Source organism: Gordonia sp. Z-3, assembly GCF_036233855.1.
GTDB lineage: Bacteria > Actinomycetota > Actinomycetes > Mycobacteriales > Mycobacteriaceae > Gordonia > Gordonia tangerina.
In genome coordinates this window covers 192,965-210,265 of record NZ_JAZARS010000007.1, presented here as the reverse complement: position 1 = coordinate 210,265, position 17,301 = coordinate 192,965, and the positions used below count along the sequence as shown (strand labels likewise).

The window sequence follows — 17,301 nt, the reverse complement described above, 5'->3', positions numbered from 1 at the left end:
ACTGACTATGTGTGGAATCGTCGGATACGTCGGCCAGCGGGATGCGCTCGGCATCGTCGTCGAGGCGCTGCGGCGGATGGAGTATCGCGGATACGACTCGGCCGGGGTGGCCATCCTCGACGGAAAGGGCGGCACGGCGGTCGAGAAGAAGGCCGGTCGCCTGGAGAACCTGGACAAGCAGATCGCCACCGTGGGGCCGGAGAAGCTCAGTGGCACCACCGGGATGGGGCACACCCGATGGGCGACGCACGGAAAGCCCACCGATCGCAATGCCCACCCGCATGTGAGTACCGACGGGCGGCTCGCGGTGGTGCACAACGGCATCATCGAGAATTACGCCACCCTTCGTGACGAACTCGAGGCCGACGGCATCGAGTTCGCGTCGGAGACCGACACCGAGACCGCCGTGCACCTCGTCGAGAGCTTCTACGCCGACGGCCCTACCGCCGGCGACTTCGTGTCGAGTGCCTACGCCGCGTTGCGGCGCCTCGAAGGCGCCTTCACGCTCGTCTTCACTCACTCCGACCATCCGGATACCATCGTCGCCGCCCGCCGTTCCACCCCACTGGTGGTCGGTGTCGGCGAGGGGGAGATGTTCGTCAGCTCCGACGTCACGGCGTTCATCGAGCACACCCGCGATGCGGTGGAACTCGGTCAGGACGAGGTCGTGGTGATCACCGCCGACGACTACCGGATCACCGATTTCGACGGCGACCCGCGGGCCGGGAAGCCGTTCCACATCGACTGGGATCTCGCCGCGGCGGAGAAGAGCGGCTACGACTTCTTCATGCTCAAGGAGATCGCCGAGCAGCCGGCCGCGCTGGCCGACACCCTCCTCGGTCATCTCGACGGTGGCCGCATCGTGCTCGACGAGCAACGTCTCACCGACGACGACCTGCGCGACGTGGACAAGGTCTTCGTGGTGGCGTGTGGCACCGCATATCACGCCGGACTGCTCGCGAAGTACGCCATCGAGCACTGGACGCGACTGCCGGTCGAGGTGGAACTGGCCAGCGAATTCCGCTACCGCGACCCGGTGCTGGACCGATCGACGCTGGTGGTCGCCATCTCCCAGTCCGGCGAGACCGCCGACACCCTCGAGGCTGTCCGGCACGCCAAGGACCAGAAGGCCCGGGTGCTGGCGATCTGCAACACCAACGGGGCGCAGATCCCGCGGGAATCCGACGCGGTGCTCTACACCCATGCCGGCCCGGAGATCGGGGTGGCCTCAACCAAGTGCTTCCTCGCGCAGATCGTGGCCGCCTACCTGGTGGGTCTCGCGTTGGCGCAGGCGCGCGGCACGAAATACGCCGACGAGGTCTCGCGCGAGTTCGCCGCGATGGAGGCGATGTCCGGTGCGGTGACCGAGGTCCTCAAGACGATGGAACCGGTCCAGCAGCTCGCCCGCTCGTTGGCCGACCACAACACGGTCCTGTTCATCGGCCGCCATGTGGGATATCCGGTGGCACTCGAAGGAGCGCTCAAACTCAAGGAACTCGCCTACATGCACGCCGAGGGTTTCGCGGCGGGTGAACTCAAGCACGGACCGATCGCGCTGATCGAGGACGGGCTGCCGGTGATCATCGTGATGCCCTCGGCCGACGGTCGGGCGGTACTGCATTCCAAGATGGTCAGTAACATTCGCGAGATCCAGGCGCGTGGTGCACGCACCATCGTGATCGCCGAGCAGGACGACACCGCAGCCGCAGTGGTCGCCGACCACTTCATCCCAATCCCCAAGACGCCGACCCTGCTGCAGCCGCTGGTGTCCACGGTGCCGCTTCAGGTGTTCGCGGCCACCGTCGCACAGGCCCGCGGCTATGACGTCGACAAACCTCGCAACCTGGCCAAGTCGGTCACCGTCGAGTAATCGGGCCCGGAGGAGGAGCAGCACCGATGCCGATCCGCCACCTCACCGCCGACGCCGTCCGCACCGCCGAACACGCGGCCGGTGATCTGCTGGCGAACGGAACCTTGATGCGCCGCGCATCCGGGGGCGTTGCAGCCACGGTGATCGAGGAGTTGCGCCGCACCGGCGGCTGCTACGGCCGTCATGTCGGCCTCGTCGTGGGCGCCGGCGACAACGGCGGGGACGCGTTGTATGCCGCCGCGGCGCTCGCCCGCCGCGGCGTGCGGTGTGTTGCGGTGCTCCTCGCGCCGCAGCGGGCGCACCCGGCGGGGCTCACCGCATTCCGGGCCTCGGGCGGTCGCGTCGTGGCCGAGTTGCCCGCCGGACTCGACGTGGTGCTCGACGGGGTCGTCGGCATCGGAGGTCGGGGTCCGCTGCGTCCGGCGGCCGCTGCCGTGTTTGCCGCGCTGGTGCCTGCCGACCAGGGCGGACCCATCGTCGTCGCTGTCGACGTGCCGTCCGGCGTCGACGCAGACACCGGACAGGTACACGACCCGGCCGTGCGCGCCGACATCACCGTGACGTTCGGCGTGCGGCGTCTCGCGCATCTGCTGGCCGGCCCACAGTGCGGTCGGGTGCGACTCGTCGACATCGGGATCGACACCTCGGGTGCCGACGAGGTGGACACGCTGTGGGAGCTGACCGATGCCGAGGTCGGTCGGATGTGGCCGGTACCCGGCCCGTCCGACGACAAGTACAGCCAGGGTGTGGTCGGGGTGATCGCGGGGTCGGCCCGCTACCCGGGGGCGGCGATCCTCGCCTCCGGCGCCGCGGTGACCGCGACCTCAGGGATGACCCGATTCGTCGGTTCGGCCGCTGCGGACGTGGTCTCCCACCACCCCGAGGTGGTCGCCGTGGCGCGCTATGCCGACGCCGGACGCGTGCAGGCGTGGGCGGTCGGGCCTGGGATGGGTACCGACGACGACGCGCTGGCGCTGTTGGGTGAGATCCTGGCCACCGATCTACCGGTCCTCGTCGACGCCGACGGCCTCACCCTCCTCGCCGCTCACCCCGAACTGGTGGCCGACCGTGCCGCGCCGACCCTGTTGACCCCACACGCCGGTGAGTTCGCCCGGCTGACCGGCGCCGACGTCGGTTCCGACCGACTCGGTGCGGTTCGTGGCCTCGCCCGGGACTGGCGGGTGACCGTGTTGCTCAAGGGCCGAATCACGCTGGTGGCCGATCCCACCGGCACGGTCCTGGGCAACGACGCCGGATCGTCGTGGGCGGCGACGGCCGGCGCCGGCGACGTGCTCACCGGCATCGCCGGCGGGTTGCTCGCGGCGGGCCTGTCGCCGCAGTTGGCGGGCGCCGCGGCGGCCCGGGTGCATGCGCGGGCGGCCGCGCGGGCAGCCCGGGGAGCCCCGATCGGCGCCGCCGACCTCCTGGCCGAGGTCCGCGACGCGGTCAGGGATGTGCGCGCCGGTCTGGGACAATGGTCGCGATGACCCCTCATGCCCTGACCGCGACCATCGATCTCGGCGCGATCGCCCACAACGTCGACGTCCTGCGTACCGCCGCGGGCGCCGATGTGCTGGCAGTGGTGAAAGCCGACGCCTATGGACACGGGGCGGTACCCGTCGCCCGGGCGGCGCTGGGCGCCGGCGCCGCCGAACTCGGGGTGGCCCACATCACCGAAGCCCTCGCGCTGCGCCGTGCCGGTGTCGACGCCCACCTCACCGCATGGCTACACGCACCCGACGCCGATTTCGTATCTGCCATCGAGCACGACATCGACATCGCGGTGTCCTCGACGCGTCAACTGGACTCGGTGGTGGCGGCAGCCGAACGACTGTCGCAACCGGCCACCGTCACGGTCAAGGTCGACACCGGACTCAACCGCAGCGGGGTGGCGGCCGATGAATGGCCGGACTTCAGTGAGGTCCTCGGCAAAGCTCGTGCCGGCGGGGCCGTCGCGGTGCGTGCGATCATGTGCCATCTCGCGCGTGGCGACGAGCCCGAACATCCGCTCAATTCCGAGCAGGCACGACGACTCGACGACGCAGCCGCCGACCTGCGCCGGCTCGGCGCCGGTCCCGAGGTCACCCATATCGCGAATTCTCCTGCGGCGCTGACCCGTCCGGACCTCGCGCGGGATCTGGTGCGTCCGGGCATCGCCCTCTACGGCCGTAGCCCGATCCCCGAACGCGGTGACTTCGGGCTCGTGCCGGCGATGACGCTGACGGCTCAAGTGGCGCTGGTCAAGAAACTCGCTGCCGGACAAGGTGTTTCCTACGGACACACATTCGTGGCGCAACACGACACGATGATCGCGGTGCTACCCGCCGGATATGCCGACGGCGTGCCCCGCCTGCTGTCCGGTCGCTTCCAGGTCGCGATCAACGGGCGGCTCTTCCCCGGCATCGGACGAGTCTGCATGGACCAGTTGGTGATCGACCTCGGACCCGACGGAGGTGGGGTGCGCGAGGGCGACGTGGCCGAGCTGTTCGGCACCGGACGGACCGGCGGGCCGACGGCCGGCGACTGGGCCGACGCCATCGGCACCATCGATTACGAGATCGTCAGCGGTATCGGGTCGCGTGCCGTACGCCGCTACGTGGGTGATGTCGATGAGTAGATCCGAGCGATTCGGTTGGCTCGCCGGGGTCACCGGCGTCGGGGCGATCGGTGCGGTCGCAGCCGGTGGGGTGGCCCGCAACGCGGCACGACGACGTGGGTCCGCGCGGGTCGATCCATTTGCCGGCGTGGACTTCACCACGATCTACGACGACGACGCGACCACGGTGACCGCCGACGACGGCGTATCGCTGGCCGTGCGCACCGTCGTCACCGGTCCGGGGCGCGAGGACCCCTCGATCGAACCCGACCTCACCGTGGTGTTCGTCCACGGCTTCAGCCTGCGGATGGCGAGTTGGCATTTCCAGCGCTATGCGCTGGAGGCATGGTGGTCGCAGCGGACGGTCCGCATGGTCTTCTTCGATCACCGTGGACACGGGCGTAGCGATCCGGCGCCGTCGGAGACGTGCACGATCACCCAGCTCGCCGACGACATCGCCGCGGTGATCCGATCGGTGGCCCCGCGCGGGCCCATCGTGCTGGTCGGACACTCGATGGGCGGTATGTCTGTGATGGGCCTGGCTCGCCGTGACCCGGCACTATTCGGGCCGGACGGCCGCGTCACCGGGGTGGCGCTCATCGCGACCGCGGCGCGCGGCATCACCGAGGCGGGACTCGGGGAGGGCTTGCACAATCCGCTCGTCGACGCCTTCCGCATGTCGGTGCGTCACGTCCCTGCCCTGGTCCGTGCGGGTCGCGGAATCACCCGGCAGGCGCTCGAACCCGTCCTGGTCGCCGCGAGTTTCGGCACCGACTTCTACAGCCCGAACGCGGGTCGTGCGGTCGAGAAGATGATCCAGAACACACCGATCGAAACGCTCGTGGACTTTCTGCACGCTCTGGAGGACCACGACGAGACGATGGCGTTTCCGATTCTGGCGCATGTTCCGTCGGTGGTGGTGTGCGGCAACCAGGATCGGCTCACGCCGCTGCCGAGGTCGGTGCGCATGTACGCCGAGCTCGGTCCCGATTCGCGCCTCGTCGTGGTGGATGGGGCCGGGCACATGGTGCCGATGGAGCGCCCGGAGGAAGTGACCGAGGCCATCGCCGACCTGGTGGATCGGGCCCGGGCCGCCGCCCCGCAGCCGCACCGCCGATGGTGGCGAAAGCTGGTGGCGCGGTGAGCGAATCGACTCGACCCGCCACTGCAGGCGAACGGATACTGCCCGAGGTCGACGACACCGAGGCACTCGGCCGCGAACTCGCGGCGCAGTTGCAGGCAGGCGATCTGGTGATCCTGGACGGTCCACTGGGTGCCGGCAAGACCGCGATGACCAGGGGCATCGCGGCAGGTCTGGGGGTGATCGGACGGGTGTCATCGCCCACGTTCATCATCGCCCGGGAACACCGGGCCGCGCTGCCGGGACGGCCCGGCCTGATCCACGTCGACGCCTACCGGCTCGGCGGCCTCGACGAACTCGACGCCCTTGATCTCGATACCGATCTCGCGGATTCGGTGATCGTGGTCGAGTGGGGCGAGGGGGTGGCCGAACGTCTGGTCGAGCGTCACCTCCTGGTGCGCCTGCGGCGCGAACCGGAGTCCGAGGTGCGTAGCGCGGCATGGGAATGGGTGGAGCACTGATGTACATACTCGCGATCGACACCTCCACCGACGCAGTCGTCGCCGGTGTCGCGGCGCTTCGGGGAGCCGACGCCACCGGAGAGGTGCTCGCCGAACGGCAGGTGACCGACGGTCGGCGGCACGCTGAGATCCTCACCAGCCTCGTCGGCGAAACCCTGGACGAGGCCCGCGTGGCCCGCAGTCAACTCGACGCCGTGGTGGTGGGTTGCGGCCCGGGGCCGTTCACCGGGCTGCGGGTCGGGATGGCCACCGGGGCGGCATTCGGCGACGCGTTGGGCGTGCCGGTGCACGGGGTGTGTTCACTTGATGCGATCGCCGCAGCGCAGATGTCGCAGACCTCCGCGTCGTCGCTGTTGGTGGTCACCGACGCGCGGCGCCGCGAGATCTATTGGGCTACTTACGATCAGGGCAGGCGGACAGCTGGCCCCGCAGTGGCGCCGCCCGGCGAGGTCGTTGCCGATCTCGCCGACATGCCGATCGATGTCGTCGTCGGTTCACCGACCCACGCGGGGCTGTTCGATCGGCCGGTCGGCGCGGCGTCGGTACCGTCGGTGGTCGGACTGGTGACGGTGGCACGCGCCGACTTGTCGGGCAGCATGCCCCCGGCGGCGCTGGTGCCCCTGTACCTGCGGCGACCGGACGCGGTGGAACCCAAGCGGCGCCGACCCGCCGACCCGCAGCGACAGGAGTTGGCCCGGTGACGACCTCGGAACTGATCGTCGACGCCCTCGAACACCCGGACATCCCGCGTTGCGCGGCGTTGGAGAAGCTGATGTTCGCCGACGACTCTCCCTGGCCGGCGACTGCTTTCCGCGCCGAACTGAATGCGCCGTACAACCGGTACTTCGCTGCGCGCGAACAACCCGGTGGCCCGGTCGTCGGCTACGCGGGCATCTCCACGCTCGGGTCGCCGGGGGATCTCGAGTGTGAGATCCACACCATCGCGGTGGCGCCGACCCATCGCGGTCGCGGATACGGGCGCGCGTTGCTCGCAGCGCTGCTCGCGGTGGCCGACGAGTGCGGTGCACCCGTCTACCTGGAGGTGCGTACCGACAACGACACCGCGATCGCCCTGTACGAGGGCGCCGGTTTTGTCCGGTCCGGCGTGCGCCGCAACTACTATCAGCCGTCCGGCGCCGACGCGTACACGATGATCCGTCCGGCGAGCGGAGTCACGTTGCAGCAGACCGGGGGTGCGCAATGATCGTGATGGGTATCGAGAGTTCCTGCGACGAGACCGGCGTGGGCATCGTCGAGTGGACGCGCGGCGGCATGGGCGACGGTGGACGCGGTACGGCGAGGTTGCTGGCCGATGAGGTGGCATCCAGCGTCGACGAACATGCGCGCTTCGGTGGCGTGGTACCCGAGATCGCGTCCCGGGCACATCTGGAGGCCATCGTGCCGACCATGCAGCGCGCCCGGGAGGCGGCTGGTGTCGACCGGCCCGACGCGATCGCGGTCACGATCGGCCCGGGGCTGGCCGGGGCGTTGCTGGTCGGGGTGGCCGCGGCCAAGGCGTACGCGTTGGCCTGGGACGTGCCGTTATATGCGATGAATCATCTCGGCGGCCATGTGGCGGTGGACACCCTCGAGCACGGCCCGATGCCTGAGTGTGTGGCGCTGCTCGTCTCGGGTGGACACACCCACCTGTTGCACGTCACCGACCTGGCACGTCCCATCACGGAGCTGGGCACCACCGTCGACGACGCGGCGGGGGAGGCGTTCGACAAGGTGGCGCGATTGCTCGACCTCGGGTTTCCCGGCGGTCCGGCGCTGGACCGGGCGGCGGCCCACGGCGACCCGCACGCCGTCGGCTTCCCCCGCGGGATGACCGGTCCCGGTGATGCGCGCTACGACTTCTCGTTCAGCGGCCTCAAGACCGCTGTCGCCCGCCACGTGGAGAAATGTGAGCGGCAGGGCACCGCGGTGTCGATTCCCGATGTCGCCGCATCGTTTCAGGAAGCGGTCGCCGACGTGCTGACGATGAAGGCGGTGCGGGCGTGCACCGATCTCGATGTCGACACCCTCGTTCTCGGGGGTGGTGCCACCGCCAACTCGCGCATCCGGTCGCTGGCCCAGGAGCGCTGCGCGGCCGCCGGGATCACCTTGCGAGTACCCAAGCCGCGCCTTTGCACCGACAACGGCGTCATGATCGCCACCCTCGGGGCGCACGTGATCGGTGGTGGGGCAGAGCCCTCGCCACTGACCGTGGCCACAGACCCGGGAATGTCGGTGCAGGTCAGTCAGCTCTGAGCGATCAGATCGGACTTTCGCAGCCTCCGCCCTTGAGTGCTGGCACTCTCGTGTATAGAGTGCTAGTGGCACTGTGATGAAGCCTCGTACACCCGCGACGGCGGGGTTTCGGCCCAGGGCCAATGAACGTGCAATTCGATTCATCGTTCAACAACTCAGTACGAAAGTTGAGGAACCACATCGTGGCGAGCGTGAACATCAAGCCGCTTGAGGACAAGATCCTGGTGCAGGCCGTGGAGGCAGAGACGACCACCGCGTCCGGTCTGGTCATCCCGGACACCGCCAAGGAGAAGCCGCAGGAAGGCACCGTCATCGCCGTGGGCGAGGGCCGGGTCACCGAGCAGGGTAACCGCGTCCCCGTCGACGTCAAGGAAGGCGACACCGTCATCTACAGCAAGTACGGGGGCACCGAAATCAAGTACGCCGGCGAGGAGTACCTGATCCTCTCGGCGCGCGACGTGCTGGCCGTCATCGGCAAGTAAGACCCACGAGCACTTCGTGAGTCTCCCGCCCCGGTGCCCTCGTCGGGCGCCGGGGCGGAGCCATTTCTCCCGCGATTCCCCGGATCGAGAAAGAAATCCATGCCCAAACAGATTGAATTCGACGATGTAGCGCGCCGCGCACTCGAGCGCGGCATCAACCAACTGGCCGACACGGTCAAGGTGACGCTCGGCCCGCGTGGTCGGCATGTGGTGCTGGCCAAGGCCTTCGGTGGACCCAACGTCACCAACGACGGTGTCACGATCGCCCGCGACGTGGACCTCGAGGATCCGTTCGAGAACCTCGGTGCCCAGCTGGTGAAGTCGGTTGCCACCAAGACCAACGATGTCGCCGGTGACGGCACCACCACCGCGACGGTGCTGGCCCAGGCAATGGTGACCGCAGGCCTGCGCAACGTGGCCGCAGGCGCCAATCCGATCGCGCTGGGAGCCGGCATCGGCAAGGCCGCCGACGCGGTCAGCGCCGAACTGGTCCGGCTGTCCACCCCCGTCGATGGGGAGAAGGCCATCGCCCAGGTCGCCACCGTGTCTTCTCGTGACGAGGAGATCGGCGAGATGGTCGCCAAGGCCATGACGCGCGTCGGCGCCGACGGCGTCGTCACCGTCGAAGAAGGATCGGGGCTGTCGACCGATCTCGACGTGACCGAAGGTGTCCAGTTCGACAAGGGCTACCTGTCGCCCTACTTCGTGACCGACGTCGACAGCCAGGAAGCCGTTCTCGAGGACGCGCTCGTGCTGCTCTACCGCGACAAGATCAGCTCGCTGCCGGAATTCCTGCCGCTGCTGGAAAAGGTCGCCGGCGACGGCAAGTCTCTGTTGATCATCGCCGAGGACGTCGAGGGCGAGCCGCTGTCGACCCTGGTGGTCAACTCGATCCGCAAGACCATCAAGGCGGTCGCGGTCAAGGCGCCGTTCTTCGGTGATCGTCGCAAGGCGTTCCTGGAGGATCTGGCCGTGGTCACCGGCGGCACCGTCATCTCCTCGGACATCGGCGTCAGCCTCTCCGACGCGGGTGTCGAACTGTTGGGCTCCGTGCGCCGGGCGGTGGTGACCAAGGACACCACGACGCTGGTCGAGGGTGCGGGTACATCCGAGGAGATCGCGCAGCGCTCCGAGCAGCTGCGCCGCGAGATCGAGCGCAGCGATTCCGATTGGGACCGCGAGAAGCTCGCCGAGCGGTTGGCGAAGCTCGCCGGCGGTGTCGCGGTGATCCGAGTGGGCGCCGCCACCGAGACTGCGCTCAAGGAGCGTAAGCATCGCGTCGAGGACGCGGTCGCCGCGGCGAAGGCAGCCGTCGAGGAGGGCATCATTGCCGGTGGCGGTACCGCCATCCTGCAGGCCGCGAAGGTCCTCGACGATCTGGCCGCCGATCTGTCCGACGAGGAGGCCCTGGGCGTGAAGGTCGTCCGCGACGCAGCGCGGGCCCCGCTGTTCTGGATCGCATCGAACGCCGGCGTCGACGGCTCGGTCGTCGCTACCCGGGTGACCGATTCGGACTCGGGTATCGGCTTCAACGCCGCGACACTGGAGTACGGCGATCTGCTCGCCGACGGCATCATCGACCCGGTCAAGGTGACTCGGTCGGCTGTCGTCAATGCAGCCTCGGTGGCCCGCATGGTGCTCACCACCGAGACCGCCATCACCGATCAGCCGGAAGAGGCCGCGGCCGACGCGCACGGTCACGGTCACGCGCACTGACGAGTTGAGACCGGGCAGCGGCGGACGAACCCGACCGCACTGCCCGAGACGCACCGATGGGGGCATCGATCACACGATCGATGCCCCCATCGGCGTAGAGGTCTGAAAAACTGTCGTCAGCTCGCGATGCGGCGGCCCACACCGCGCTTCATCAGCATGCTGCGCTCGGACTCCGACAGCCCGCCCCAGATGCCGTAGGGCTCGGCAACGGCGAGGGCGTGTTCGCGGCACTGGGCGATCACCGGGCACTGATGGCACATCTCTTTCGCGCGGCGCTCCCGTTGGGCGCGCGCCCGGCCGCGTTCGCCGTCCGGGTGAAAGAACATCGACGAGTCCACACCGCGGCACAGGCCCTGCATTTGCCAGTCCCAGATGTCGGCATTCGGGCCAGGGAGGTGATTCGGCTGAGGCATGACAGCGACTCCTTGTCTGCGAGTGGCACTCGATTGATCGGCGCAAACACACAGTAAGCAAGCCGCAGAAATGCAGTCAATCCCGCCAAATAAGGGGTCAACGATGGTGAAATTTCCAGACTTGTTAACTGTGCGTTGACTATGCGTCGGCGGCTACCATACCGATTCGGTGTGGTCGGCCCGACCCGGCACATTCGTCGTTTTGGTGCCACTGACCTGCTGTTTTCGGTGTGTTGACGTGTGCTTGGCGCGGCCCTGTGTCGCGTGACGAGCAGGTGACGCAACTACTGCCGAGTAACACGATTGAAACTCAGAGCTCATTTCTGTGTGACCTGGGCGGCGAATTAATGTTTGTGACACCAGGTTAAATTCATGCAAACTAGAACAGGTTACACTCGTTCTGCATCGATGTCGGAACCGCAAAAAACAGGGTGTGAAATGGGGGAATGCGCGCACGGCCGGGCGTTGTGGTCTGCCGCGGTTGAGCAGGGAGGTATAGGTCACACTGCCGGCGCATTCGCGATCCTCGACGAGGTTGAGCGTGCCGGCCGGCGATGCGGGGCTCCGGCATTGGAGTCCTTGGCACTGTCGACGCGCGCCTCACTTCTGCGGCAGGCGGGCCGACATCGGAACGCGGCCGCGCTCGACGGTCGCGCGTTGCTGCTTGTCGGATCGTCCGGCGCACCAGAGCCGCGCAACCGGACACAGACACAGACGCATCGCGCCGCAGTGCTCGATGCGCTCGTCGGTCTGGCCGCCGATCATCTTGGGCAGGTGCACCTCGCGGCAGCGCGACGCCTGTTGGCGCGGGCACGTGGCATCGCAGACGTGGCCGACACCGCATGGCTGGCCGGCCGCCGGCCGCTGCTGCGCATCGAGTGGGTCAGTGCCGAGGTCGCGATCTACTCCGCAGACTCCGCGTCGGCGCTCGAGCACGCGCAACACGCCCGGGAACTGTGCACGGTCGCCGACACGCCCCTGCGGCACCGGGTCAAGACCGAGTTGATCGCTGCGGCAGCGCACGCAGCGGCGGGCGACCTGCTCGTGGCCGCTCAACGTGCGGCCGAGGTCACCGCGGACGCGCGGGCCGGTGGGCTCCTGCCGTTGGAATGGGCGTCGTTGGCGCTGCGACACGGTCTGGATCCCGCCGATGAGGACGTGGCCGGAGACCTCACCCGCGTTCGGGGGTTACTGGTGGGTCGGGGAGTGCCGTTTGCAGATGAGAGGACCGCCGGTGGGTGACTCGGTACTCGGTGGCAATCGCTAAGGTGACGTGGGTACACAGCACACGAGCAACACCACGACACATGTAACACGGGGATCTCAACTGACGATGAAACTGACGGGTGTTGAGCTGGACGAGGCCGTCCGCGCCGCAGGGCAGGGCGATCGAACAGCGCTCACGTCGGTTCTCGAAAGTGTGCAGGATCCGATCCTGCGTTACTGCCGAGGGCGGATTGGAGTCGGAGAACGCCACCTGTTCTCCGCCGACGATATCGCGCAGGAGGCGTTGATGGCAGTGATGACCGCGCTGCCCCGGTACCAAGACCAGGGCAGGCCGTTCATGGCTTTTGTGTACGGCATTGCCGCGCACAAGGTTGCCGATGCCATGCGAGTGGCCGGTCGGGTCAAGTCCGATCCGGTCGAGACGCTCCCCGAGACCGTGTCGTTCGTCGGTGGGCCCGAGCAGATGGCGCTGGATTCCGACGGCAGCCGCAGGATGCGGTCGCTGCTGGAGATCCTGCCGGACAAGCAACGCGAGGTGCTCGTGCTGCGGCTGGTGGTGGGATTGTCGGCCGAGGAGACCGCGGACGCGATCGACAGTACGCCCGGAGCGGTGCGGGTCGCCCAACACCGCGCGCTGGCAAAACTACGGACCGAACTGAGGAAGGCAGGTGAGGTCGATGAACGACGAGCATGAGCCTGCCGATCAGCGATGGGATGTGAACGATCCCATCGACATGACCTCGGTTCACGCGGACGACCATTTCATCGAGTCGTTGTCTCACGATCGACCCGTGCCGACCCGGGATCAGGCCGAATACGAGCTGGCCGAACTACTGTCGGGCTGGCGTCACGAGGCTGTCGCCGCGCCGCTGCCCGAGTTGCCCACCGTCGACGAGGTCGAGTCCGCGATCGCGGCGTCCCAGCGCGCAGAACGCGGGCGCGGGGTCATCCGGCACCTGCGGGTGGCCTCCGGCGTGGCTGCGGTTGTGGTCATCGCCTGCGCGGGCCTCACCGTGTTGGCAGAGGGATCGTCTCCCGGCGACCCGCTGTGGGGTGTCAAGAAGGTGGTCTTCGCCGAAGCTGCCAATGAAACCCAGGCGGCGATGGACATCCAGTCCGACCTGGAGAAGGCCGAGGCCGCGATGGCAGCCGGCGACGCCGACCAGGCTGCTGCATTGATCGCCAAGGCGCAGCAGCAGATGGGGCCAGTGCGCGACGACGCCACCCGTAACCGCATGAACGAGTGGATGCAGCGACTGCGCGCCGACACCGATTCGGCCAAGTCCGCATCGTCTGCCTCGTCTGCCTCGTCTGCCGCCGTGCCCGGCGGATCGAGCAGTGTGGGTGGTGCGCCCGGGCCGAGCACACCGCCGCGTGACCTCGATCGTCAGAGCAGTGGTTCGGTGACCGTCACCTTGCCCAGTTCGGGGAATCCGCCGGCGACGTCGGCGCCGGACAGCCCGACCGGTCAACCCGACACCACCAAGCCCGAGCAGCCGCCGACCTCCACCACGACTCCCACGCCGACTGCCGCGCCGGGCGATGAGACCGGACAGCCCAGTCGGCCGGTCACCACCACGACGACCACCACCACGACGTTCTTCTTGTGGTGAGTGGCCTGGAGGCCGGTTGGCCCCTGAACTCTGAGGAGGGCCGGAGCGTGCGGAGGCCCGTCACGAAGGGCCCTACTCAGGATGGATGCCGAAGCGACCCGATGAAGCGCTGAAATAGCGCACGGACGCAACTCAACCTGGCGTGAGGGGAATTCTCAGCGCTCGTCGTCCATGTGTCCGCGCGCATCGGCGTAGCCGCGGCAGTAGTCCCAGGTGACGTAGGCCTCGGGGCGCGGATCGACGGCCGGTTCGTGAGGCCGAACGGTGCCGTCGATGAGCAGCTGCAGCAGGTTGGCACGCAGCATGTCCCAATCGTGATAGTGATCCTCGTGGCAGTCCTCGCACACGACGACCAGGCCGCGGACCCCACGATGGGCCAACAGCGTTTCGTAGACCGCCAGATCGGCGAGATCCTCCTCGACGGCGACGCGCTCGTTTTCGTCGAGCGGTACGCCGGGTTCCACCGAGTCGAGAGCCGACGCCGGGTCGCTGGGGTCGTCGGCGAACGGATCTGGCGGCAGTCCGGGTGGAAGATGGTCACGCACAACACCACGGTAACCGATGATCGGACCCCGGTGGAGCAAGGCGTCCACAGGTCGATCGACCCCGGTGGGCGATGACGTGGAAAGGCTCGACGCAGGGTGAGCCCGGACACCCCCATGGTGCCGATACCATGGTGCAATGACTGCAGTGCGCACCGGTGGAGACGACCCCGGCAAGGTCGCGATGCTCGGCCTCACCTTCGACGACGTCTTGTTGCTGCCCTCGGCGTCCGACGTCATTCCCAGCGACGTGGACACCTCGTCGCGGGTGACCAAGGACATCACCCTCAAGGTCCCGCTCGTGAGTTCGGCGATGGACACCGTGACCGAGGCGCGGATGGCCATCGCGATGGCGCGCGCGGGTGGCATGGGCGTGCTGCACCGCAATCTGTCGATCGAGGATCAGGCAGGGCAGGTGGAGACCGTGAAGCGCTCGGAGGCCGGCATGGTCACCGATCCGGTGACGTGCTCGCCGACCCACACCCTCGCCGAGGTCGACGCGATGTGTGCGCGGTACCGGATCTCCGGTCTCCCGGTGGTCGACGGTTCGGGTGAACTCGTCGGCATCATCACCAACCGTGACATGCGTTTCGAGGTCGACCAGTCGCGCCCGGTGTCCGAGGTGATGACCAAGGCTCCGCTGATCACCGCACAGGAAGGGGTCTCCGCGGAGGCCGCCCTCGGCTTGCTGCGTCGCAACAAGGTGGAGAAGCTGCCCATCGTCGACGGCAATGGCAAACTCACCGGCCTGATCACGGTCAAAGACTTCGTCAAGACCGAACAACACCCGTTGGCGACCAAGGATGCCGACGGCCGTCTGCTGGTCGGGGCCGCTGTGGGAACCGGTGACCCGCAATGGGATCGAGCGATGGCGCTGGCCGATGCAGGCGCCGACGTGATCATCGTGGACACCGCGCACGCGCACAACCGCCTCGTCCTCGACATGGTGGCCAAGCTCAAGGCCGAGGTGGGCGACCGGGTGCAGGTCGTCGGCGGCAATGTCGCAACCCGTGAGGCGGCCCTCGCGCTCGTCGAGGCCGGCGCCGACGCCGTCAAGGTGGGCGTGGGACCGGGGTCGATCTGCACCACCCGGGTCGTCGCGGGCGTCGGGGCACCACAGATCACCGCGATCCTGGAGGCGGTAGCCGTCTGCAAGCAGCATGACGTGCCGGTCATCGCCGATGGCGGTCTGCAGTACTCGGGCGACATCGCCAAGGCGCTCGCCGCCGGTGCGTCGACCGCCATGCTCGGCTCGCTGCTGGCGGGCACCGCAGAGGCACCCGGCGAGTTGATCCTGGTCAACGGCAAGCAGTTCAAGAGTTACCGGGGGATGGGCTCGCTCGGCGCGATGCAGGGGCGCGGTCAGGGCAAGTCGTACTCCAAGGACCGGTACTTCCAGGACGACGTGCTCGCCGAGGAGAAGCTGGTGCCCGAAGGCATCGAGGGCCGGGTCCCCTTCCGCGGGCCCCTCGGCCAGGTGATCCATCAGCTCGTCGGCGGCCTGCGCGCGGCGATGGGCTACACCGGGTCGTCGAGCATCACCGATCTGCACGACGCCCGCTTCGTCCAGATCACCGCGGCCGGTTTAAAGGAATCGCACCCGCACGACATCACACTGACCACCGAAGCGCCCAACTACTATTCCCGCTGACGCGCGTTTGCCCCGGTGTGATCCGGGGCACAACCGCGACCTCAAACGTGTAGCAGAAAGGCGCAACGGTGCGTGACCTCGTCGACATCGGCATGGGGCGGACGGCCCGACGGACGTTCGAACTCGATGACATCAGTATCGTCCCGTCGCGGCGGACCCGGTCGTCCAAGGATGTATCGACCGCCTGGCAGATCGATGCCTACCGCTTCGAGTCACCGATCCTGAGTCATCCCACCGACGCCCTGGTGTCGCCGTCGGCGGCGGTCGAACTGGGCCGCCTCGGCGCTCTCGGGGTGATCAACGGTGAAGGGCTGTGGGCCCGACACCGCGACGTGGACGCCAAACTCGAGGAATTGGCCGCGGTGGCCACCGACAACGCCGATCCGTTGGCCGCGATCCGGCTGCTGCAGCAACTGCATGCCGCACCGCTCGACCCCGACCTACTCGGTGCGGCGGTCGCCACGGTGCGCGACGCGGGTGTCACCACAGCCGTCCGCGTGAGTCCCCAGCATGCGCCCGAACTGACGCCGGCGCTGTTGCAGGCGGGTGTGGAGATCCTCGTCGTGCATGGCACCATCATCTCCGCCGAGCATGTGGCCCAGGCGGATCCGAACGACGGCCCGGTTCGCGAGCCGTTGAACCTGAAGACCTTCATCGCCGAACTCGACATCCCGGTGATCGCCGGTGGCGTACACGATCACCGGACCGCCCTGCATCTGATGCGCACGGGTGCGGCCGGCGTCATCGTCGGGTACGGCTCTGCCGAGGGTGCCACCACGACCGGCGAGGTACTCGGCATCGGGGTGCCGATGGCGACGGCGATCGCCGACGCGGCCGCGGCCCGGCGCGAGTACCTCGACGAGACCGGCGGCCGGTATGTGCACGTGATCGCCGACGGTGACATCCACACCTCCGGTGACCTCGCCAAGGCCATCGCCTGTGGTGCCGACGCGGCAGTTCTCGGTACACCGCTGGCCGCCGCCGCCGAGGCGCCCGGACGCGGGTGGTACTGGCCGTCGGCCGCCGCCCACCCCGACACCCCACGCGGTGCTCTGTTGCAGGTCGCGACCGACGAGGACCGGCCCAGCCTGGAATGTGTGCTGAACGGGCCGTCGCAGGACCCGTACGGCGAACTCAATCTCGTCGGCGCGCTGCGTCGTTCGATGGCCAAGGCCGGCTACAGCGATCTCAAGGAATTCCAGAAGGTGGGCCTGACCGTCCACGTCTGAGCAGTAATCCGTGATCACGCGGGGACCCCGCGCACCCGTCACGTCCGCGCGCACGTCGCGACGTGCGCGGATACCTGGCAGGTGCGCGGTTGGCTCCGGGTGCGGTA

17 protein-coding genes are annotated in these 17,301 nt (G+C 68.2%); 15 read left to right on the top strand and 2 right to left on the bottom strand.

The genetic code is table 11. The annotated features are described in order from the left end of the window. Nucleotides 1–7 precede the first annotated feature (7 nt). From glmS to groL, 10 genes are all read left to right on the top strand, one after another. Nucleotides 8–1,870, top strand: a complete 1,863-nt coding sequence (glmS, locus tag VX037_RS10420; RefSeq protein WP_235723693.1) for a glutamine--fructose-6-phosphate transaminase (isomerizing) — start codon at nt 8–10, stop codon at nt 1,868–1,870. Nucleotides 1,871–1,896: 26 nt separating this feature from the next. Beyond that, a complete protein-coding gene (locus VX037_RS10415) occupies nt 1,897–3,357 on the top strand; it encodes an NAD(P)H-hydrate dehydratase (RefSeq protein ID WP_266059595.1) in 1,461 nt (486 codons plus the stop codon). Continuing rightward, on the top strand, nt 3,354–4,487 hold the full coding sequence (gene alr, locus VX037_RS10410; RefSeq protein WP_266059594.1) for an alanine racemase: 1,134 nt from the start codon (nt 3,354–3,356) through the stop codon (nt 4,485–4,487). Before VX037_RS10415 ends, alr begins: the two co-directional genes overlap by 4 nt. Further along, nucleotides 4,480–5,610, top strand: coding sequence for an alpha/beta fold hydrolase (locus tag VX037_RS10405; protein WP_266059593.1), 1,131 nt, complete (start codon nt 4,480–4,482; stop codon nt 5,608–5,610). Before alr ends, VX037_RS10405 begins: the two co-directional genes overlap by 8 nt. Continuing rightward, nucleotides 5,583–6,068, top strand: coding sequence for a tRNA (adenosine(37)-N6)-threonylcarbamoyltransferase complex ATPase subunit type 1 TsaE (gene tsaE / locus VX037_RS10400; protein WP_266059592.1), 486 nt, complete (start codon nt 5,583–5,585; stop codon nt 6,066–6,068). The genes VX037_RS10405 and tsaE overlap by 28 nt, the downstream gene beginning before the upstream one ends. Then, nucleotides 6,047–6,769: a tRNA (adenosine(37)-N6)-threonylcarbamoyltransferase complex dimerization subunit type 1 TsaB gene (gene tsaB / locus VX037_RS10395; RefSeq protein WP_266059591.1), complete on the top strand. Its 723-nt coding sequence runs from the start codon at nt 6,047–6,049 to the stop codon at nt 6,767–6,769. The genes tsaE and tsaB overlap by 22 nt, the downstream gene beginning before the upstream one ends. Then, nucleotides 6,766–7,272, top strand: a complete 507-nt coding sequence (gene rimI / locus VX037_RS10390) for a ribosomal protein S18-alanine N-acetyltransferase (RefSeq protein ID WP_266059590.1) — start codon at nt 6,766–6,768, stop codon at nt 7,270–7,272. The genes tsaB and rimI overlap by 4 nt, the downstream gene beginning before the upstream one ends. Further along, a complete protein-coding gene (gene tsaD / locus VX037_RS10385) occupies nt 7,269–8,321 on the top strand; it encodes a tRNA (adenosine(37)-N6)-threonylcarbamoyltransferase complex transferase subunit TsaD (protein ID WP_266059588.1) in 1,053 nt (350 codons plus the stop codon). Before rimI ends, tsaD begins: the two co-directional genes overlap by 4 nt. Nucleotides 8,322–8,503: 182 nt before the next feature. Then, a complete protein-coding gene (gene groES, locus VX037_RS10380) occupies nt 8,504–8,803 on the top strand; it encodes a co-chaperone GroES (protein ID WP_006334733.1) in 300 nt (99 codons plus the stop codon). 99 nt (nt 8,804–8,902) lie between these two features. Continuing rightward, complete coding sequence (groL, locus tag VX037_RS10375; protein ID WP_266059580.1) at nt 8,903–10,519, top strand: chaperonin GroEL; 1,617 nt, start codon at nt 8,903–8,905, stop codon at nt 10,517–10,519. Nucleotides 10,520–10,635: 116 nt separating this feature from the next. On the opposite strand, the gene VX037_RS10370 is transcribed toward groL, so the two are convergent. Continuing rightward, nucleotides 10,636–10,932, bottom strand: coding sequence for a WhiB family transcriptional regulator (locus VX037_RS10370; RefSeq protein WP_129911804.1), 297 nt, complete (start codon nt 10,930–10,932; stop codon nt 10,636–10,638). 579 nt (nt 10,933–11,511) lie between these two features. Between VX037_RS10370 and VX037_RS10365 the strand changes: the two genes are divergently transcribed. The 3 genes from VX037_RS10365 to VX037_RS10355 all read left to right on the top strand — a co-directional run bounded on the left by VX037_RS10365 (nt 11,512) and on the right by VX037_RS10355 (nt 13,772). Then, nucleotides 11,512–12,174 (top strand): hypothetical protein, encoded by a 663-nt coding sequence (locus VX037_RS10365; protein ID WP_266059578.1) that lies wholly within the window; start codon nt 11,512–11,514, stop codon nt 12,172–12,174. Between the two features lie 91 nt (nt 12,175–12,265). After that, nucleotides 12,266–12,853 (top strand): RNA polymerase sigma factor ShbA, encoded by a 588-nt coding sequence (gene shbA / locus VX037_RS10360; RefSeq protein ID WP_235723703.1) that lies wholly within the window; start codon nt 12,266–12,268, stop codon nt 12,851–12,853. Further along, entirely contained in the window at nt 12,837–13,772 is a 936-nt protein-coding gene (locus tag VX037_RS10355) for an anti-sigma-D factor RsdA (RefSeq protein ID WP_266059577.1), read from the top strand. Before shbA ends, VX037_RS10355 begins: the two co-directional genes overlap by 17 nt. A gap of 155 nt (nt 13,773–13,927) precedes the next feature. On the opposite strand, the gene VX037_RS10350 is transcribed toward VX037_RS10355, so the two are convergent. Further along, nucleotides 13,928–14,317 carry a DUF5319 domain-containing protein gene (locus VX037_RS10350; protein ID WP_266059576.1) on the bottom strand — a complete coding sequence of 130 codons (390 nt, stop codon included), beginning with the start codon at nt 14,315–14,317 and terminating at the stop codon, nt 13,928–13,930. Between the two features lie 136 nt (nt 14,318–14,453). Between VX037_RS10350 and guaB the strand changes: the two genes are divergently transcribed. Then, nucleotides 14,454–15,965 carry an IMP dehydrogenase gene (gene guaB / locus VX037_RS10345; RefSeq protein WP_235723706.1) on the top strand — a complete coding sequence of 504 codons (1,512 nt, stop codon included), beginning with the start codon at nt 14,454–14,456 and terminating at the stop codon, nt 15,963–15,965. A gap of 68 nt (nt 15,966–16,033) precedes the next feature. Beyond that, a complete protein-coding gene (locus tag VX037_RS10340; protein WP_235723707.1) occupies nt 16,034–17,194 on the top strand; it encodes a GuaB3 family IMP dehydrogenase-related protein in 1,161 nt (386 codons plus the stop codon). Nucleotides 17,195–17,301 lie beyond the last annotated feature (107 nt).